An 18,670-nucleotide genomic window follows, 5' to 3' on the forward strand; every position below is an offset into this window, starting at 1 on the left:
AAGCTCGACGTCATGTTCCTCGGATTCCTGAGCTTCGTCCTGATCGTTGAAGGGCTTCGTATGTGTTAACAGGCCATAGATGAAAGAGCGCATGTTTCGACTGGCCGCCGGTGACAGCTGGCGCAATGCGTGGGGCATGGTAAATAAAAGGATCAGAGGAAGTATCTGTTTCAAACACACCTTTCCTCCGGCCTTTTTGTCCTGAAGTGCCGGCCGGCACGCTCAACGCGGCGTGCCGGCCACGCTCTTGGCGGACAGCTCGCGTCGAAGTTCCTGTAGCAATCGCCAAAGCGCCGCGTAGACATCCGCTCCGGCATCGCCGATGAGCAATGCATAAGCCTTCGCACGCTTGGGTTCGATCAGTCTGGCTTGGGGGCCGCGGCCCTGTTCGTACCGGGGCTGGATCCGGTCATTGCAGCGTAGCGATCGCGTGCACAGGCGCGCATCGCGACGAAATAACGACCGGATCGCGTCAGGCTGCCTTGCCGCGCAGCCTCGCCTCGATCATGTCCGGGCTCTGTCCACGATGTCGTTGATAAATCCGGCATTGCGCTCCAATACCTGGCAGACCAAGCCGGCATCCGGCATCCATGGGGATGTGGCAATACCGCCCAAGCCTTGATGCAACGAAAGCAGCGACGCGGTCGATGCGTCCACATAGAGCGCGGCGTACCAGCGCTTGACCGCTTGCGCTTCAGGCGTGGCATTCTGGCGCAGTGCGTTGCGCAGGCAGTCGACGACGGCCGCGTGAACCGAATCCAGGCCTTTCGCATAACGGCTGTTCATGACGCTACCGTCGAGCAGCACATCCAGCGCGAGTGCGGGAGTGTCGATGACCTCTCCCCAGCCATGTCGCAGCGGATCCCGCGGACCTGCAGGCACGCCGTTCTCCCGCGCGTAGCGGAATCCGGTGACGTCGATGCTCACGGCCTTGTTGCGGCCGTCTTCGCCAGGGACGACCAGCATGTTGTCCGGGCCAAGATCGGAAGATTCGCCCAAGGTGAATCGGGCCAGCAGCGAAACGAACAGGCCATCCAGTCCCTTCTGTGACAACATTCCCTTCAACGCTTGCTTGCCCGCGTCGAGATTGGCGGGGTCGTCGATCTTCGCGATCAGCGCTTGCGCGCGCGCGCGGTCATCCGAATGCGCGCCGCCCGCGGCCGCCTTATCCTTGAGGAGCGCGGCGGCGCGCCCGGCGTCCTTGAGCGCAACGCCGGGCGGAAGAAAGGGCTCGGTCAGGAACGTATCCAGCGGCTTGGCATCGGCGATGAGCCGGGACCCGATCAATGCATTGTTCTGCACGGCCAGCAGTGACGAATCCGGCATGTGCTGCTTCGGCAGGTAAGTACCTTGCAATGCGTTGACCAATTGCTGCCCCGCTGCCACGTTGATGACGTCGAACAACACCGGCACACCGAGCGTATTCCTCAATCGAGGGTCTGCACGAACAAGGCTTGCATGAATGTCGCCGACATCGGCGATGTCCAACGCATCGGTCCTCGCTTTGCCTGCGAGGTTCTTGCCCTCCTCTGTCTGCAGAAAGGCATGGAACGCCTGTGTCAGTAATTGCCTCTGGTTCCCCTGCTTGGGGTCGGTCTTCAAGAGCCTGGCCGCGCCATCGACGATATAGCCAAGGCGTTTGTTCGCCTGATCGACCTGCCCGTTTACGCAACACGTCACCGATTGACCGAGCAGGCTGCGCGAGATTCCGGTTTTGACAAGATGTTCCTGGCCGTCGATGGTCGCGACCATGCCGACGTCGCTGCCGCCCAGCGCTTGCTTCGAGCGAGAAAAAACCACGCCATTCCCGGACACGGCCGATGCTGCAGGAACTTTGCCCACATCGCGGTCGGTCGACAGGAACGACAGTTGCCTGACGATCGAGAACATGCCCCGATCGGGGCGATCTGCGTGCGCCGACGATGCGGCATGGGGCATTGGCGCGCAACTCGCTGCGGGCGGCGTTGCGCGCTCGCACGGAGCCGATGCCGCGCCACCCGTTGCGCTCTTGCGGAGCCGCAGTCCCTCCAGCCGAGGTTCGCCACCTTGCGCGGGAAGCCGAGCGACAGGGGGGCTTTGTGGCTGTCGATCATGATTTATACGAGCTGGCGAAACCGCGGTTCCCGCCAGGCGATTGATTCGAGAGTCCATGATGCGTCCACCAAGTAACCAACGGCGAAATGGTGCAACGCACAGGGGCGCGATGCCACGCCGCTTGGCGCAATCGCAAACGGATAAGCGAACAAGCGCTTCGCGCAACATTGGAACAGGGTTGCGAAACTTGGGCCTGCCCCCGCTTCAGGTCTGTTTGCACGCACGCCCTGCATCTGCAACGCGCACGAGCTGTATTGAGACGACCGAAAAAACCAGGTCGAGCTGACAGCATCGGCTAAAATTCAGGCGAAATCGCTCCGTTCGCCGCGACAACCCTTCGACGTGGTGCCGCTTTTTGTAGACTTCCCGAGCGCAGTTCCCTGGTGGCCATCGCGGAGGATGGGTCGGCACGACCGGGGCGACATCCCGCTCCGGCCTTGGAGCGACTATGCCTGAACATGCGACATGGTTTCGCGTCTACCGGGCAAGACAATAGGTTGACCGAGGCGCAGCCGTGGGCCGGGCCGTGACATCGCCGACGGTGCGCGGAACCCAGCCCGCCCGAACCATCGCAGGAGCTAGCCCATGAATCGATCACCAGAGACGCTGACCTTGCCCAACGGGGGCAGACGCCTGCTGCTGCACTCGTGTTGCGCACCATGTTCCGGGGAGCTGATGGAGGCGTTCGTCGCCTCGGCGATCGCCTATACGGTCTTCTTCTACACCCCAAACATCCACCCGCTGAAGGAATACGAACTGCGCAAGCAGGAGAACATCCGCTTCGCCGAGAGGCACGGTGTGCCCTTCATCGATGCCGACTACGACACCGACAACTGGTTCGCCCGCGCCAAGGGCATGGAGAACGAGCCGGAGCGCGGCATCCGCTGCACGATGTGCTTGAACATGCGCTTCGGGCGCACGGCCTTATACGCGCACGAGCACGCCTTTGCGGTGATGACCAGTTCGCTGAGCATCTCGCGCTGGAAGAACATGCCGCAGATCAACGACTGCGGCCGCAGCGCCTTACCAGGGTCTGGTGTACTGGGACTACAACTGGCGCAAGGGCTGCGGAAGCGCGCGCATGATCGAGATCAGCAAGCGCGAGAATTTCTATCAGCAGGAAGACTGCGGGTGCGTCTATTCGCTGCGCGACAGCAATCGGCACCGTCGCGCGCAGGGACGCGACCGCATTCGCTTGGGCTTGAAGTTCTACGGCGAGCAAGAGCCGGAGACGTGAAGCGCCGCGCTGGGCGATGGCAGGCTTTCCGGCAGAGCGCCGGACATCGTCCTTCATGCAGTGCAACGAACGGCTAGCGCATGACCACCGCCGAAACCTGCCTTGCCGCTCGACAGACGATGCCGCGCATGCGCGTCGCATCGACGATGATGCCGCGCTCAAGCTGACGCTGGAAGGGATGATCGCTGTCGATAGCGCATTTCTCCGAACGGACAACGTGTGCGGCGATGGTGCATATCGCGGGCACGCTTTTCGTCAATTGCGAGGATATCGGTGTCCTGATCAGCTGCTTCTCTGCTGATTGAATATGTAGTAACGTTACTACATATGATCGATCTCAAAGGCGTGCTATGCCCATCACAACCCTATCCAGTCGCGAGCTGAACCAGGACGTGACGCGAGCAAAGAGGGCCACCAAGGGCGGTCCGGTGTTCATCACGGATCGCGGCAAGCCTGCGCACGTACTGTTGAGCTTCGAGGACTATCAGCGGCTGACGAAGCAGCGGCGCAACATTGCCGATGCGCTGGCGATGCCGGACGTCGCGGAGATCGAGTTTGAGCAACCGCGCGTGACTATTGGAGCCCGGCCGGCTGATCTGGAATGATGTACGTGCTCGATACCAACGTGCTGTTGGAGCTGCGAAAAGTACGCCTCGGCAAGGCTGATGCGAATGTGGCGGCGTGGGCGGAACGTGTTGACGCCGCCGACCTTTTCGTATCGGTCATCACCATCATGGAGCTGGAGCTTGGCGTTCTGTCGATTGTACGCAAGGACGCCCCCCAGGGGGCCATACTGCGCTCCTGGCTTGAGCAGCATGTATTACCCGAATTCTCTGGGCGAACATTGCCTATCGATACCGCTGTAGCGCAGCGCTCGGCTGCATGTAACAGACAAGCGCGACGAGCGCGACGCGCTCATCGCAGCGACGGCGCTAGTGCACGGCATGGCAGTGGTCACTCGCAACGCGGCCGATTTCAAGCCGACGGGAGTGACTATCGTCAACCCGTGGGAGCCGTCGCCATGAACGCCTACGGGTTAAAGATTGTCTCCGATAGTGGTACTCCAGCGGTACAGAGCTGAGTTTCGCCCGTCTTCGCCAAGCTGCGCTAAACTGCTGTTGCAGCTTAATTTTTTGTTATGTTGATTTTTGCACTGGTTAGCCTACCCTTCAGCCCAGACCGGGGCCGATGCACGCAATTGGTTGAAGCACCTGACGCACGAGTCGACGACGCGTATCTAAACGTGTTGCGGACAGCCGGCAGCAAGCTCGCGATGCCGGTGCGAGCGCGCGACGTGGACGCCGACCAGCGGAGCCTGGCCGGCTCTTTAAAGCCGTTCATCGGCCTGCTCAGCGCAGGCGGTTCACAAAGAACGCCGCGCGCTCATCGCTCCAACGCGCGAACGAAGACAGGAACCGCATAGCGCGCGATCTGGTGCGCTAGGCTAAATGCTGACTGCGCCGTGATCGGAGGGGTCCGCGTCCGACGCAGCGTTAGGTCGATCTTCCACGGCAAGCCCAGATCGGCCAACGCCTCACCAAGCCGCGCTAGACCAATAAAGTCGAGTGTGCTGGCGGTGATGCACAGGTCGATATCGGAATTGGGCCGGTTCGTGCCGCGTGCGCGCGATCCGTACAGGCATACCTCTTCCACCGCCACGCGTTGGGCGAGGACCGCACCCATGCACTGCCAGTGCGCAGCGGCCACGCCGCCTGGCGCCGGGGAGTCAACGTCGCTCATCGCGAAACGCCTCGAGGCGTGCGGCGAGCGATTCGAGCAGCGGCAGATGGCGCTGGGCGATGGCGCAGGCAAGCTCGCGCGCAATGACTCCGTGGTGCGACTTTGCCTCCAGCGTTCTGCACGCACACATTTCCATCCACCGCTCGCCGTCGCCGACGACACCTCGCGCGAAGGCCTCGCGGAATGTGTCCCGCGGTCCATGCAAATCGATCAGGCCCTGCCAGCGCAGGTACTCGTTGAGCGCATGCCACGCCATGTCGTGGCAGATCTCAAACACCTTGATGAGGCCTTGGTCGGCGAGGTTGCCCGCCCCGAAAGTCGCTTCACCGATCTGAATGCGCGCCCATGCGAGCGTTTGCGCGAACTTGTCGGCGCGCTGCTCACAGCGTGCGGGACAGTCGAGTGAGTCGGCCGCATCGACCGGTTCGGGCAGTGCGTTGAGATAGGTCATAACCGTTCGCGGGCAAGGCGCGAGCGCCAGCCGGCCACGGCGGCCGTGTCACCCCGTTCGACTTCCGTTCGAAAGACGCGACGCTTGTACGCGAAATAGACGTCGCGTAGGTTCCCTTCTTCCGAGGCGTTGTAACTCAGGAAGACGGCGCGGCGGTGGGACCGGCTTCTATCGGGGCTGGATCGGTGGGGCAGAAACGCGCTGAACACGACCGCGTCGCCGGGCAACAGGTAGAGCGCCTCCCACGACATCGAGCATGCATCCACCAACTGACCGTGCGCATGGGGAAGCAGGGTGCGACCGCACGCGAACTCGCGATCGACCTGCAGCGCTCCATTTTCCGCCGTTGTTTCGGCCACCGCGACCATTACCGAGACCGCCTCCTGCTTCAGCAGGCGCCAAGCAGGCGCGTCCTGATGCGGCGCCTAACCCCCGCTGCCCGCCGGCTTGAGATTAAGCTTTTCCTTGAAGAGCACGTACGGCCGCCCCAAGGCGGCGGAGACCGCGTCATGCATCGCCGGGTTGGCGAACACTGCCGGCGCCTCGGGGCAATGCTCAAGAAACGCCTCGACCCGGTTGAGAAGACGCGTGCCCCAACTTGAGAGCCGCGCCCGGAACGCCGCCGGTGTCGTCGCGCTCCGATACGCCGCGCAACGTGCGTTATGCAGGCCGGTTCCATGCCGCACGCGAACGAACCGACCGCCAGTGTCCCCGCGGATGCACATACGGCGTAGAGGCCAATGCCCGCGCCGATGAGCGCAACGCTGCCGGCAGCAACTGGCAAGGATGACACCGAATCACGCCGATGCGGTATCAGGCGGCTGCCTGCCCAGAGTCCGATGGCCATGGCGGCGCCGAACGCGCCCACCTACCACGCGGGCTGCCGTTGCTCATGGAAAACGAGAACGGGCACTGTCAGGGAGACAAACGGAATGACGCACCCGTTGATGACCGCGCCGATCACGTTCCAGTCCCGTTCTGCGGGAATGCGAATCGACAGCCGCACCCCAGCCGCCAGACTGGTGAACCAGCCATCGCGCCCCCCACCCGACAACGCCGCCTCGGGGGCACGGATCGAGGCGGTCACAGCAGCGTCACCACGAGCATCGCCGCGTTGACCGCGAGGGCCAGCGAAACGGCATCCAAGTCGCGCCGAACCCGGCGAGCAGCGGCGCCAGCAGGAAGACGAGGGCCTGTGAGGCGGTAATTGCCGCAAAAGCCTGCCCGCGGCGCTCGCGCGGCACTCGCGACGCAATGATGCGGCCGGACACGGCCGTCATCAGGCTCACGCCCAACGCGAGCGAGCCGACAATGAGCTCGGTGACCAGCGGCCGGTAGTGCCCGTACCACGTCCCAGCCCACAGCGCGATCAAGCCTGCAAGCGACCAAAGGTCCGCGGCGAGGGCACAGGCCTTGCGCGACCAGCGATCAGCCAGCGGCCAGCGGCCAGCGGCCAGCGGCCAGCGGCGCGAGGATGGGGAGGCTGACCAGCCCGCACAACGAAAAAATGAGCGCCAACCGCGTGAAGTCGGCCTTGGACCCGGTGCGTGCCAGCAGCCACCACGACAGACTCAGGAAGCTGCAGCGACCGCCGAGGATGGCGAGGAACTGCCCGGTCCGAAAGCGGACGAAGTCAGGCGAAGGCACGCGCGTGTGCCTCAGGGCGCAATAGGTCGTGCGGCGCCTGCCCAATGTGCCATAAGGTGGCCTCAGTGGCCTCGACGAACGCCGGCTGGTGACAGGTCATCAGGACTGTCCCTACGCGGGCTGCATCATGGATCAGCTCGACGAGCGCGTCGGCGGTTATTTGGTCGAGTCCGTTAAACGGTTCGTCCAGCACGAGCAGTGGGCGCTCGATCAGCAATGCAGCCAGATGCATGAATTTCTTGCGGGTGCCGAGCGACGCCTCGCCGAACGTCGTGCCGAGGTAGGGTTCGACGTTGAGGCGGTGGACGAGGTGTGTAAATCGCGCGCGCACACGGCCTCGCCCTGTCCGTGTGCGCGCGCCACCAGGCGTGCGTACTCTTCTCCCGTCACGAAGGGGTAAAACGTGGCCGCATCCGGGACGAAGGCCAGGTTGCGGCGCGCGTCGATGAAATTGCGTTTCAAATCGTGTCCGGCAATGGAGATCCGGCCGCGATACGGAATGACGCCGCACACGGCGCCCAACAAGGTCGATTTGCCTGCACCATTAGGGCCTGCGATGACGTGACAGCCGGTCGGAAACGCGTGTGTCAGCTCATCAAAGATCTTCGTCCGCCCGTACGAGATCGTCAGTTCAGTCAAGGACAGTGGAAGCATGGTCATCGCGCCCATACGGACGCCACCCAGGAGGTGGCAACTACGATAGAAATGGAGAACAGCAATACGGCGGCGATCGTGTGCCTCGGCCACGCGCGGTAGGCGACGTACTGGAACGCGCTGAGCAGCAGCGCACAGATCGCCACCAGCGCTCCATAGCGCAGCCCGCTGCGGGCCGCAACCAGGGACAACAGGACGCCGACAAACAGTAACGCCGGACCTTCGACCGCCACGATCGCCTGGAGCACCCGCACCGGACGCGCGATCGGCAGCGGCGCGAGAACACCCGCATAGGCCCGTTGGTGCCCCGTCAGCGTGCCAAAACCGAGCCCGAGAACACCCGTCGCGAGTGCCGCATAGGCGGCGGCTAGTCCGACCGCGCGGGAAGGTGTCCCGTCGGACTGGGCAACCAGCAGGCCAACAAATACCCCAAGCGCAGCGACCAGTGCCAGCGTAAGGCTGTAGGCGCCATGCCTCCCGCGGTACAGGCCCATCCAATACAGGGCTGTCAGCGTGGTGCACCGCCATGCGGCAAGTCCGCCTGCCGCGCAGCGCTTGGCTTGGCGTGGCCGAAAATCGCGGGGCAACGGCGGGCAGCGCCCGAGCCAGACGACCGCGGCGATGATGGCGGTCGCCGCAAGCATCCTTGCGCCAGGTCTTGCGTCCCCGCACGCAAGAACGGCCGCGCCGACGCCGATCGCCGCGACGGCGTAACGCGCACGCAGTATCGCCAACTGCACGGTGAGTGCGATCGCGCTGACCGCCAGCATGGCCACGCCGCGTTCGACCATATTCATGGGGTGTGGCGCGGTCCCTGCAGCAACCGCGAGCAGCACCGTCCAAGGGTTCGACACCGACGCGAGAAACAGCGCGTCGCGGAGCAACATCTGGAGCCGCGGCAGGGGCAGGCTGTTCATGATCGCGGCCGCCGATACAGAGCCCACGGCACCACGCTGGAGCGCCGCCCAGAGCGCCAGCACGAGGACATACCCGACCGCGCTGGCCCCGGCCGCGGAGTTCCGGGCGAAGATCTGCTGGAGGGGGGCCAACACGACCGCCTTGAAGGCGGGCAGGCCCGGCAGCGCAAGCAAGGCGATCACCAGCAGGACCTGCTTGTACCGCGTCACGCGCTCCTTGAGCTCGACGCGATAGTGGCGCAGGGCCAACCCCAGCAGATCAAAGGTGGACAGCGAGCGGCTATGCGGGCGCATAGGCTGCCGCCGCTTGAACACGTCCCACCGCCGCCTCGGCCCGGACGAACGCCCGGTCCAGAATGTCGCGTCCGCGCGCGTCGAACATCGCGCAGTTCGTACGCATGGCTTGGCCCAAGGCATGGATGATGCGGATCACCCGCACCGTCGAGCGATGGTATACCGGACACGCCTCCAGCTGCCCGGTGGCCTCGCGGTACAGCAGCATCTCGACGGCAACGATATAGCTGTGAAACGCCAGGTAGATCGGGAAGCAGGTGCCGCCCATCACGAAGGGCAAGCCGGTTTCGACCTGCACGTCCTTGCGGTCCTGTGCCATGTGGGGGTCAAGCGTGTCATCGACGAAAAGCAGCATATGCACGAGCTGGTGGACAAGCAGCTCGTGGAAATCCAGTTCGTCGAAATCGTCCTTGAAGTTGAAGTTCGCGACGCCGATGGTGTCTTCGGTGGTGCCGTTGGTCTATTCGCTCAGTTGGTTGACGACGATCAACCGGACACAGAAGTCCGCCATTTGGCGCAGCCGAGGTGCCTTGTCGGAGAGCGTCTGCAATGCCCGGTCGAAGTAGCCGTTCGCCAGCCGCTCGCGCAGCAACGACGAGTTCTCCGCAAAGAAACGCTTCTTCTGCTCCGCGAACAGAGGCGCGTAAGGCTTCAGGCCTTCGAAATCGACGCGTCGCGGGCCCACCCAATCGATCGCTGCCTCTATGATCGAGTGGGCCTGCAAAAATTGGTTGAACCCGGCGACAGCCGTCGTATCGTCTAATCGTTGAGCGTGCAGTGCCCCTGCGCGACGCAGCAGCAGGCTTGTGACAACTTCGTCCCCAAACAGGTAGTACATGGCGTCAAGCAGCGGCGACAGTCAGCGCTAGCGGCTTCCGCAACCCATGTCGGGCCAGGATGCCGCGGGCAATATCGAGCTCGGCCAGCATGTCGCTGAACAAACCGAAATTGGAGTCGCGCTCGATGATAACGGCCGCCGGCCGGATGTGCCGACACACCTGATCGAACAGCTCCCACACCTCGCGCCAAACATCCGTGGCATGCGTGTCGACCATCATGCGGAACTTACGTGACCCGCCGGCTAGATGCACCTCGATGATGCGGTCGAGCGGCAGCTGCTCCAAATAGGTCATCGGATCGAAGTGGTGGTTCGACGCGTTAATGTAGAGGTTGTTCACATCAAGGAGCAGGCCACAGCCTGTCGCCTCGCACAGCATGCGCAGGAAATCCGCCTCGGGGATGCTCGAACCCGGGATTGGGTAGTAACAAGTGATGTTCTCGACGAGAAAGGGCCGGTCGCTGAACGCCTGAACTGCCCGGATCTTCGCAACGGTGCGCTCGAGGTCCTCGTTCGACAACTGCATGGGCATCAGATGCCCGACCTCGACCCCGTCCTCGGCAGTGAGCGAGAGGTGGTCGCTGAACCACTCGTGGGACGTGGCGGAAAGTGTGTGAGCAAGGTTGGCGCAATAGGTCTGCGGCATCTCATTAGACGAGCCAAGCGAGAGATCGAGTCCGTGCAGCGACACCGGCAGGCGTGACATTAGTATCTCAAGCACTGGATCGTCGTTCTGGATGAACAGTTTCTCGGTCGTGACCTCGAGAATGTCCAGCGACTCCGTATTGGCGAGTAGCTACTCACGGAGCTGACTCTTGTAGTTCACACCGACCATTGTCGACATGGTTCAGCCCTCGTGCATGGCGTCGGGGATGCAAGGCGCAAGGACGCCTGCGGTTAGCAACGACGCAACTAGCGTCGACAGATGAGGGTGCCGGTTGAGGAGTTCGGCATGCGAGTAGCGGCCTTCAAACAACCCGAGCGACTTTCCCACGGCAGAACCCAACTTGAGAGTCCCGACGCCGCCGCGCTTCCAGTTCTTGAAAAATAGAATGCGCTCAGGACCTTTGACGATCGCATCCAGTACCGCATTGCGCGTCATGCCGGAGGTGACAGCTTTCACGAGACCCGCGACGTTTACCATGAATCCTACGATCTGCGAAGCCGGATGCAGTAGCAGTAAGCCTCGCTCAGGCGATTCGTGAAGTGTGTAGCGGCTGGCGGCGGCCGCGGCGGCTGCAACTCCGTTGCGGGTGACGTCATATTCGACCAGCGTGACATGTGGATCATCCGCCGGCAGCGTCTCAATGACGAAACGCCCGAACGCCACCGACTCGAGCAGCGGATTCTTGGGTGTCGGCGCCTGGGTCGCGATGGACGCGAGATAATCATCCCAATAGCACGACAGCTCGTACTCAGAGAATAATCGCGACGTTACCGTTAGAGCGTCGAGGATATTGTCCAGACGCCGCTTGCGCAACATGAGTACTGAGGCCCGGAATGCAGCGCCATGCGACTCAAAGAACACGTTCAAAGCCGCGTGGGTATCAGGTGCCAGCACTACGCCGAATTCGACGGGGCAGCCCCCGCGAAGTACGTGTAGCGCAGCGGGCGGGTTCACCACTAGCCGAGCCAGCGCAGCCTAGACCGTAGTATTCGTTGCCATAGTCAGGTCATCATACACGCCACAAGCGGCCTACGACGCGCGCAGGCCGCCGAGTCCCGTCTGATTACGGGCAAGTCACAGTATTGCAGAGGCAATCCACCGGAGCGGTGGCTTCCTCGATCACTTCGATTTCGAAGGCGACGTCGTTCTGCTGGCTGTTCATTTCATGCTCCATGTTGTCGTTGATAAAAGAACGTCACCTCTTCAACTTATGCAAAGCGGCGCTCTTGTGCTTGCGTGTGCTAGAAAATAAAAGCACCTAGCAATTCCCTCTTTAGCACGCACCTGCGTCAGCCGCAAGACAACTCCAGCGATGCCGCGAGCGGCATCGACAAAAAGTGGGCGGTTGAGAATCGAATCCTCACAGGCATCCAGCCACGCTTGCGCGCAGGTCAGGTAGGCGGAGGTGATCTCGTCGGCGAGTGCGTCGCCGCTGGCGCTTCGTTCACGGGCACAGCGCGCGGCACCCAACAGCGCGCCTAGTCCGTACTGCGATCCGAGCGTCGTTGCTGACACCAAGGATCGCAGTTGAGCAATCTCGTGCCAGAGGGTGGTCGAGTCCGAGTCACCGCCCGCGTCGAGCAGTAGGCGCAGCCGAACCAATCGATCGTGGACGGTGTCCGCCTTGAGATCGCGGGCCCGGATCGTTTGTGACACATGTGCGAGCGCATGCCAGTTCCCAACCGCGCGCGCCGCACGCGCAGTGGCGAGAACCATCGCCCAAGGGCTGGCCCACATGACCGACGGCGCTGCGACATCGCGATCGATGAGCCGGGCGAGTTGCGGGGAGCAGACGAATGCGTGCAGACGCGCATCGATGAGTTCTGCCAAGGCCGGTGCGGGATCAAGTTCGAACGCGGCGGTTAGACCGATCAGCGATGCCTGCAGGCATCGGCCCAATCGTACGGGCGTCCGGCGCGGCGCGCAGGCGTGCGAGCAGCTCATCCTGCAGGCGGCTCCGGCCAGTCCTCATCCCGCACCCCACGGCAAACGCCAGTACGCCGGAGCACCCGTCGAGTCCTTCGACAGGCAGCGACGCGGCGATTGCGCCGGCGTCCGATTCCGTGGCACGCCGGAACCGCGCTAAGGTCCGCTGTGCGGATACGACTCCGCTTGCCTCGGCCGCTGCATAGGCCGCCGCCATTCCGCTGCGTCCCGTGAATGCGCCCCAGTGCATGCGGGTCAGCACCAGCGCACCCCCGCGGCTTGAGGTGGCGGTGATCCAGTCCGGCGCGTCTTCACCCGACAGCCGCGTGTCGATGCAAGCGATGGCGCGCGCCAGCAGAGTGCACGCCGCACCTGGCGAACGCATTTCAGGCGATGTGAATGCTACCGCCCGAGCATTGCGCGCGCCGGCGGCAAACGCCTGCTCGGCCAGGGTCAACTGCGCAGCGACCGTCGCCGACGATAGACCGGTATCGAGCAGGGTGCGCACGCGTTCGACGCCGCTGACGCTCGCTGGACCGCTCGGTGCGCGACTGCGATCTGGACGATGTGACCGCTGCGCGCCGCTCTCGATGGGGGTGACGCCGTGGCGCGGCATGACGCCGCGGCACAGGCAGTCGCGCTCGTCCGCCGGATCCACGCCAGGCACGGGCTTCAGCGCCGTGGCGAGAAACCTGTCTTCCGCATCCCCCGACAACACTGCGCACGGCGCTGTTGATTCCTCGAGGCACTTGACGTACTCGCTCGTGTTGCGCAGTACGATCCTGGTCTCCAGGTCATTGAGCCGTACGGTATCCGCAAACGAGAGAAGACCGGACCCGACCGACTGCAGTCGTGCAAACGCTCGCCGCATGCCGCGCAGAAACGGCGCGCAATAGCCGTACGGATTAATAGATGCGCCCGCGATTCGAGGCACTTTCGTCGACTGTGGAACTGGGCGTCGCTCGCGGCGCAAAGTGAGCGCTCCGGTTGGCGTCTCGGCGATCTGCCACGTCTGGTAGTAGTGCGCGCCTTGCTGGCCGCCGGCGAAGCCGCTGACGTCCATACCACTAAACGCCCCCAGCGCGAAGCGCGTCATGGGAAGGACCGCAGTCGCCGTGATTGGCGGATACTGCGGCTCTTGCCCGTCCCGGTCCGCTGCCGGCGTAAACAGGCATTCGAGGTCGACGAATACCGGTGAGGCCCCGCGGACGACCACGTTGCCAGCGTGGCAATCGCGGCCCTCGAGCACAAACACTAAGGCGGTCAGCCAACCGAGCCGCTCGTAGTACGCCTCCACCTCTTCGGCGTTCGCGCAGTCGCTGGGGGCGCAGTACTCCATCCAGCCGTACGCGCCGCAATCCAGGAACCAGGGCGCGTGGACGGTCGGGTCGCCCGGCTGGGCTAGTGCGGCAGCCATGTCGTAGAACGCCTTGTCCACGCCTATAGAGCGCGGCTTGTAGACGACGTCCCACGTCCGAGATTGCGCCGCATCACTTAGCTGGACCCACCCCACCCAGCCTGACCGATGGCGGTCCCCGAGCGGGACGACTCGCGTGATGACCTGCGGACGCCCCCCCGGCACGGCACCTGGCGGCAAGTTCGTCCATGTCGGAGGTTAATCGCAGGCATAATGCCCGCACCTCCCCCAGCAACGCGTCGCGCATCGCGCCCATGCGTTCGTTGAGCCGTGAATAGCGATCGCGCGCGGTGGCGACGACCAATGCGCGTTGCGCGCTGGTCAGGTGCGACACGCGAGCGTCAAGTCCGAGGCGTCCATCGAGCTTAAGCTGGTTGAACGCCGCGGCCCATCCACGAGCCCACAGCCGATGGAGCGGCCGGGTGTAGGCCTCGTCGACAAGAGTCATGACCGCGCTGGCGCCCCAGCGCAGCGGCGCTCCGTCCAGGAGTACCGATACGCGCTCTTGTAGGCATTCAATCTCGGCGCCGAATGCCTGCTCGGCAATACCGGCAAGCGGATCTTCATATGGCGCCGGGGCCGGCGGGGCATCCCCCGGCCAATCCGCTGCGGGAACCACAGACCGCCACGCGAGATCGACCACAGATGCGTCGGTCGGAAACGGCGCCGGCTCGACCTGGCTCGCGCGCCGCGGCCATTCGATCTCATCGAGTTGGCGCAGCGCTTGAGTCAGTGAAGCGGACGCGTCAGACCCGGGCTCGACCGTCTCAGTCGGCACAGGCAAAAGACGCACGATAGAGCCTGCGTGGCTGGTCCGCGGGAAACGCGGTCCGGCCGTGAACCCAACGAAAATTGTCGATGAAAAGAACGTCACCGGACTCAAGTCGGAGCCGTACTTGGTTTGCCGGGCGATGGCACCAGTCCAGCAGTTCGGCCAAGACATTGAGGACTTCGCTGTCGCTTTGGATTTCCATCGCGATGCTGGGAAGCGCGCAGCCAAGACGGGGCCCGTCGATCAAGAGCGGGCGCTGGATCAACCCCATAGCACCGACCAACGTCAGCGCATCGCGAGCGAAGCAGGCCGGCGGGAGAGTGAACCGGCGCCCGTCGAGATAGGTGCCCAGCGGTGCGAGCGTCGTGATCCCGCCGTCGGCGGATGGCACATCGCAGTACAGGCTGATCACCGGCGGCGGTGTTGCACGGTGCGCATCGTCGGAATGCATCGGCTGCCCGATCGAGGAGCTCGCGTAGTACTTCCGGTTCGGGGTCACCGCGATCGTGCTATATCCCGCCCCGAGGGAGTCCGGAAGCGCAAGCCCCAGAATCGAGACCTGCTGCGCCAGCGACGCCTCGAAATCCACTCCGGGCGTCTTCGCGACGCATGCCCCGTCGTGGACAAGCGCCTCACGGATATTGCGTCGCACGTCGAGCAGCGAACTGACGGGGCCGAACACCGGCACGCTCGTCGCGCTCGGGCATGCTTCGACATAAGCGGCGTCGTTCGCCAGCGACGCGTAGCGGGCGAAGAATTCGCGATGCAACGCAGTCACGTCAGTCAAAATACTTAACGATGACATATTCGTCGATCATCCCTGTCTTCAGACGAACCGCGTTCTTTCGGACGCCTTCCACCGAAAAGCCGGCGGAAAGCGCGACCAAAAGCATGCGCACGTTGTTGCTCATTACGACCGCTTCCAGGCGTTTGATCACGCCTTCCTTGCCGACTTGTTCCGTAAAGAGATCGAGGATTGCGCGCCCGGTATCCCCCCGGTAGCCGGAATGCACGGCGCCACTGAAGGCCATCACGTGGGCTTTTCGTTGCAGCGCCACTACGTCGCCTTTGACATAACCCACTACATGCCCTGCCGCGTTCCACAAGAGCAGCAGCATCGCGCCCGATACCGCGTGGATTCGGCGTATAGCGTCCTCGCACCGAGCGACGCTGGCCGCGTGCTCCCCCGGCTCGAAGAGCATGAAACCTGTCTCGTCATCCAGCGCTTGCAGAAACGCCAGCCAAGCGGCCGCGTCTTCAAGTCTCGACGCGCGTAGGGAAACCCCCTTTCGCGCCAGCACCTGAGCAGGCGCCGCGACCTGTACTTTTGCATCCATGTCAACCACGTTCTATGTCGCCGTCGATCAGACGTAGCGAGAGCCTAACCCGCCCAGCCACCTCGTTTCAACGTTCGCGTTCGTCCGAGGCATGCCCAATCCCTGCGCTCTCCTTCCCGCATTAGAGCGTGTTATGAACTTTGGGGGACGTCGCACGTAGGGGAATTCCTACAAAGTCAAACCCTAGGCACGCTGGCGATAGACAGGGGGAACGGTTCGCCGGGCAAGGGCCTACGCCGAACACGATAGCCTTGTCGCTTGGACGACAATTCATGGCAAAAGCGGCTGCATAGGTGCGCACGGGACTGCACTTGTTCCCGGAAGCCGCTGCTGGCGCAGGATCGGTGCGCTCACACGTGGCCTGGAGCACCTTAAAAGACGCGATTCCGGCAATACACCACGTCGTGAGTGGTGGCCGGGCTAAATGGGGTGGATAAGGCGCGTGCCCCGTTCCCACGAAGATTCGAGAGATGAAGACGTCTTAAATTTGGTTCATCACCCAACTCCGGGGAAGGCGGCACGGATCTTGATTAAGAAGTAGTCGTCATCGCGGTAGCCATAGGCGATGCGCTTGATGACCTTGATCTTGTTGTTGATGCCCTCGACCAGGTTGGTGCCCAGTGGCCAGCGGCAGTGCGCCAGGATGCCGTGCAGGTAAGGCTCCAGCCGGCGGACGAAGACCTTCAGCGGCCCCAGGCCGCTGCGCAGAGCGCGACGTTTCCAGTTCTTCCATAACTTCCACGCCAACGCCCGGCTGCGATAGCGCCACAGTTGCTTCAGGTCGTCCTTGAGCAGATAGACCGTCAGTAAGGCGCGGTTGGCGGCCAGCAGTTCGTCCAGCTTCACCACCTGCTCGGGCGGGACGTTCTCGCGGTTGCGCAACAGCAGCCAGCGCGATGTCTTGACCACCTTGCGCGCCGGCTGGTCGCCGCGCAGCCGGTTGGCTTCGTCCACCCGGACACGGTCGATTACCTCGCGGCCGTACTTGGCCACGACATGGAACAGGTCATAGACCACCTCGGCGTTAGGGCAGTGCTGCTTCACCTCGAGGTCGTAGACGGTGTTCATGTCCATGGCCACCGCCTGGATCTGCGCGCAGCGCTGCGGCCCGAGCAGATCGAAGGACGGACGTACCTCGGCCCGGCTGCGGCCACGGCCCACCCACAGCACTCGCTTACGCTGTGGATCGACCACCACCGTGGCGTAACGGTGGCCCTTCTGGATCGCAAACTCGTCCATCGCCAGCAGCCGAACACCGTCCAGATCCGGCGGACCCAGCGTGCGCTCCAAATGCCGGTAATCAATGGCCTTGGCCGTCTTCCAGTCCAGGCCAAACCAGTGCGCCGCGTGCCGCACCGAGGTAACGGTGCATAGGCGCGTCACGCTCTGGGCCAGGCGCCGGGTCACCCGCGCATGCCAGTCCAGCCAGTCCAGCCGCGGCCCGCAACGCCGACAGCCCAGGCGTAACCGCTGCACACGCAATTCCACTATCTCCTCGAACACCGGCAGATCGCGGATCCGCCGCACAGCGCGGCATGGATCGCCAGGCTCGCCACACCCATTGCAGCAACGCACCACGCCCTTCTGCGGATCAAGCTTGAGCACCAGCCAGCGTTCAGTGCCTCGCTGCTCGCGATGCCAGCGGCCCACGCTGTATCCCACCCAGCCTTCCAGCTGGGACATACAATCCAACTCGGCCAAGGCCGGCCCCAGTTTGTAGTCTCGACAACCACAAACTTACCGGGTTGGCCGTGCGCCTCTCCCCTCAGTTGGGTGAAGAACCATTTTAATACCTGAACGATGAAGGGAATGGAGGAGAGACACTTAGCGTAGGCACTACTTTGCCTGCAACATGGCGCTAAATCCGCAAGCGTTTTGCGACTGCTGTAAGCATGCAACATCGGTCGTGCTTCACTTAGGGAACCTCTGAACAACGTCCCCATAGATGCGCGACACGACGCACTCACCTTGAGGGGGCATCCATGCAACTGACATTCGGTGATGCACAGGGCGTGGGCAAGCGCAAACCCGTCGTGAGATCTTCCTGGCCGAAAGGGAGCGCATCGTTCCATGGACGCACCTGCTTGGGCTGATCGCGCCCCACTCTCCGGTGTCCGGGCGGCCTGGTCGTCAGCCATATGTCCTGGCGACGATGTTGCGGATTCATCTGTTGCAGCAGTGGTATGCACTGAGCGATCCGGCGATGCAAGAAGCCCTGCACGAGATCCCGACGTTGTGGCGTTTTGCCCAACTCGGTAGCTTGGACAGCGTTCCCGACGAGACCACGATTGTCACCTTCTACCGCCTGTTAGAGACGCATGACCTTGCCGCGCAGATGTTGCAGGCAGTCAACGCGTCCCTGGCGCGCAAGGGCCAGCGCCTGCGGCCCGGCACCATTGTCGATGCCCCCCCTGATCGCGGCGCCCAGCTCGACCAAGAATGCCAGTCGCGCGCACGACCCTGAGATGCATCAGACCACCTGATTAGCCCTGACATTCAGCCGCCAGTCGCAGGATCTGCGCCGCGCTTTGTGGATGCTGCTGTCACCTGAAGCCAACGCGGCGACGTGATGCGCAGCAATGCCGTGCAGTTCCAGGCTGGATGATCGATGCCCGAGTTCTTCGCGTCCTGTGGCACCGAAGCCAAGTGCCATCGCGCGCTCTACACGTGGCGCTGGCC

17 protein-coding genes and 7 pseudogenes are annotated in these 18,670 nt (G+C 63.3%); 5 read left to right on the forward strand and 19 right to left on the reverse strand.

Annotation, left to right across the window (positions count from 1 at the left end):
- Positions 1 to 504 precede the first annotated feature (504 nt).
- Positions 505 to 1,890 (reverse strand): type III secretion system effector protein, encoded by a 1,386-nt coding sequence (locus tag XpopCFBP1817_RS13090; protein ID WP_128417466.1) that lies wholly within the window; start codon positions 1,888 to 1,890, stop codon positions 505 to 507.
- A 789-nt stretch (positions 1,891 to 2,679) separates the two neighbouring features.
- Here XpopCFBP1817_RS13090 and XpopCFBP1817_RS13095 point away from each other — a divergent pair.
- Positions 2,680 to 3,331, forward strand: a pseudogene (locus XpopCFBP1817_RS13095) (epoxyqueuosine reductase QueH).
- A gap of 73 nt (positions 3,332 to 3,404) precedes the next feature.
- On the opposite strand, the gene XpopCFBP1817_RS13100 reads toward XpopCFBP1817_RS13095, so the two are convergent.
- The gene (locus XpopCFBP1817_RS13100) at positions 3,405 to 3,590 is read right to left on the reverse strand and encodes a hypothetical protein (RefSeq protein ID WP_128417467.1); all 186 of its coding nucleotides are present in this window, start codon (positions 3,588 to 3,590) and stop codon (positions 3,405 to 3,407) included.
- 91 nt (positions 3,591 to 3,681) lie between these two features.
- Here XpopCFBP1817_RS13100 and XpopCFBP1817_RS13105 point away from each other — a divergent pair, with 91 nt between their 5' ends.
- Both XpopCFBP1817_RS13105 and XpopCFBP1817_RS13110 read left to right on the forward strand, forming a co-directional pair.
- Entirely contained in the window at positions 3,682 to 3,936 is a 255-nt protein-coding gene (locus XpopCFBP1817_RS13105; protein WP_128417468.1) for a type II toxin-antitoxin system Phd/YefM family antitoxin, read from the forward strand.
- A 5-nt stretch (positions 3,937 to 3,941) separates the two neighbouring features.
- Positions 3,942 to 4,412 carry a PIN domain-containing protein gene (locus XpopCFBP1817_RS13110; protein ID WP_244171156.1) on the forward strand — a complete coding sequence of 157 codons (471 nt, stop codon included), beginning with the start codon at positions 3,942 to 3,944 and terminating at the stop codon, positions 4,410 to 4,412.
- 302 nt (positions 4,413 to 4,714) lie between these two features.
- Here XpopCFBP1817_RS13110 and XpopCFBP1817_RS13115 read toward each other — a convergent pair whose 3' ends face one another.
- From XpopCFBP1817_RS13115 to XpopCFBP1817_RS13180, 17 genes and pseudogenes are all read right to left on the reverse strand, one after another.
- Positions 4,715 to 5,071 (reverse strand): nucleotidyltransferase family protein, encoded by a 357-nt coding sequence (locus tag XpopCFBP1817_RS13115; protein WP_128417469.1) that lies wholly within the window; start codon positions 5,069 to 5,071, stop codon positions 4,715 to 4,717.
- Positions 5,058 to 5,522: a nucleotidyltransferase substrate binding protein gene (locus XpopCFBP1817_RS13120; RefSeq protein ID WP_128417470.1), complete on the reverse strand. Its 465-nt coding sequence runs from the start codon at positions 5,520 to 5,522 to the stop codon at positions 5,058 to 5,060. Before XpopCFBP1817_RS13120 ends, XpopCFBP1817_RS13115 begins: the two co-directional genes overlap by 14 nt.
- Positions 5,519 to 5,932 (reverse strand): annotated as a pseudogene (locus tag XpopCFBP1817_RS13125) (phytanoyl-CoA dioxygenase family protein); the annotation flags it as partial. The gene XpopCFBP1817_RS13120 and the pseudogene XpopCFBP1817_RS13125, both read right to left, overlap by 4 nt.
- A 458-nt stretch (positions 5,933 to 6,390) precedes the next feature.
- Entirely contained in the window at positions 6,391 to 6,609 is a 219-nt protein-coding gene (locus tag XpopCFBP1817_RS22995) for a hypothetical protein (protein ID WP_244171158.1), read from the reverse strand.
- A 7-nt stretch (positions 6,610 to 6,616) separates the two neighbouring features.
- Positions 6,617 to 6,979 carry an MFS transporter gene (locus tag XpopCFBP1817_RS23000; RefSeq protein ID WP_341866012.1) on the reverse strand — a complete coding sequence of 121 codons (363 nt, stop codon included), beginning with the start codon at positions 6,977 to 6,979 and terminating at the stop codon, positions 6,617 to 6,619.
- Positions 6,951 to 7,169 (reverse strand): hypothetical protein, encoded by a 219-nt coding sequence (locus XpopCFBP1817_RS23005; protein WP_244171159.1) that lies wholly within the window; start codon positions 7,167 to 7,169, stop codon positions 6,951 to 6,953. The genes XpopCFBP1817_RS23000 and XpopCFBP1817_RS23005 overlap by 29 nt, the downstream gene beginning before the upstream one ends.
- Positions 7,156 to 7,500, reverse strand: a complete 345-nt coding sequence (locus XpopCFBP1817_RS23010; RefSeq protein ID WP_244171160.1) for an AAA family ATPase — start codon at positions 7,498 to 7,500, stop codon at positions 7,156 to 7,158. Before XpopCFBP1817_RS23010 ends, XpopCFBP1817_RS23005 begins: the two co-directional genes overlap by 14 nt.
- An 80-nt stretch (positions 7,501 to 7,580) precedes the next feature.
- Positions 7,581 to 7,838 (reverse strand): annotated as a pseudogene (locus XpopCFBP1817_RS23015) (ABC transporter ATP-binding protein); the annotation flags it as partial.
- On the reverse strand, positions 7,826 to 9,034 hold the full coding sequence (locus XpopCFBP1817_RS13140; RefSeq protein ID WP_128417472.1) for a hypothetical protein: 1,209 nt from the start codon (positions 9,032 to 9,034) through the stop codon (positions 7,826 to 7,828). The pseudogene XpopCFBP1817_RS23015 and the gene XpopCFBP1817_RS13140, both read right to left, overlap by 13 nt.
- Positions 9,021 to 9,389 (reverse strand): hypothetical protein, encoded by a 369-nt coding sequence (locus XpopCFBP1817_RS23020; protein ID WP_244171161.1) that lies wholly within the window; start codon positions 9,387 to 9,389, stop codon positions 9,021 to 9,023. The genes XpopCFBP1817_RS13140 and XpopCFBP1817_RS23020 overlap by 14 nt, the downstream gene beginning before the upstream one ends.
- Before the next feature lie 105 nt (positions 9,390 to 9,494).
- Positions 9,495 to 9,872, reverse strand: a complete 378-nt coding sequence (locus tag XpopCFBP1817_RS23025; RefSeq protein WP_244171162.1) for a hypothetical protein — start codon at positions 9,870 to 9,872, stop codon at positions 9,495 to 9,497.
- 4 nt (positions 9,873 to 9,876) lie between these two features.
- Positions 9,877 to 10,650: pseudogene (locus XpopCFBP1817_RS13150) on the reverse strand (MbnB/TglH/ChrH family RiPP precursor modification enzyme); the annotation flags it as partial.
- A 69-nt stretch (positions 10,651 to 10,719) separates the two neighbouring features.
- Positions 10,720 to 11,433, reverse strand: coding sequence for a hypothetical protein (locus XpopCFBP1817_RS13155; protein WP_244171163.1), 714 nt, complete (start codon positions 11,431 to 11,433; stop codon positions 10,720 to 10,722).
- Between the two features lie 347 nt (positions 11,434 to 11,780).
- Positions 11,781 to 14,138: pseudogene (locus tag XpopCFBP1817_RS13160) on the reverse strand (type 2 lanthipeptide synthetase LanM).
- Between the two features lie 511 nt (positions 14,139 to 14,649).
- Positions 14,650 to 15,441: a TauD/TfdA dioxygenase family protein gene (locus tag XpopCFBP1817_RS13170; protein WP_006448944.1), complete on the reverse strand. Its 792-nt coding sequence runs from the start codon at positions 15,439 to 15,441 to the stop codon at positions 14,650 to 14,652.
- Positions 15,434 to 15,955 (reverse strand): GNAT family N-acetyltransferase, encoded by a 522-nt coding sequence (locus XpopCFBP1817_RS13175; RefSeq protein ID WP_128417474.1) that lies wholly within the window; start codon positions 15,953 to 15,955, stop codon positions 15,434 to 15,436. Before XpopCFBP1817_RS13175 ends, XpopCFBP1817_RS13170 begins: the two co-directional genes overlap by 8 nt.
- Positions 15,956 to 16,486: 531 nt before the next feature.
- The gene (locus XpopCFBP1817_RS13180) at positions 16,487 to 17,692 is read right to left on the reverse strand and encodes an ISL3 family transposase (protein WP_425479109.1); all 1,206 of its coding nucleotides are present in this window, start codon (positions 17,690 to 17,692) and stop codon (positions 16,487 to 16,489) included.
- 281 nt (positions 17,693 to 17,973) lie between these two features.
- Between XpopCFBP1817_RS13180 and XpopCFBP1817_RS13185 the strand changes: the two are divergent.
- A pseudogene (locus XpopCFBP1817_RS13185) lies at positions 17,974 to 18,468 on the forward strand (transposase); the annotation flags it as partial.
- A gap of 92 nt (positions 18,469 to 18,560) precedes the next feature.
- Positions 18,561 to 18,670, forward strand: a pseudogene (locus XpopCFBP1817_RS13190) (IS1595 family transposase); the annotation flags it as partial.

This window comes from Xanthomonas populi (assembly GCF_002940065.1).
Taxonomy (GTDB): Bacteria; Pseudomonadota; Gammaproteobacteria; order Xanthomonadales; family Xanthomonadaceae; genus Xanthomonas; species Xanthomonas populi.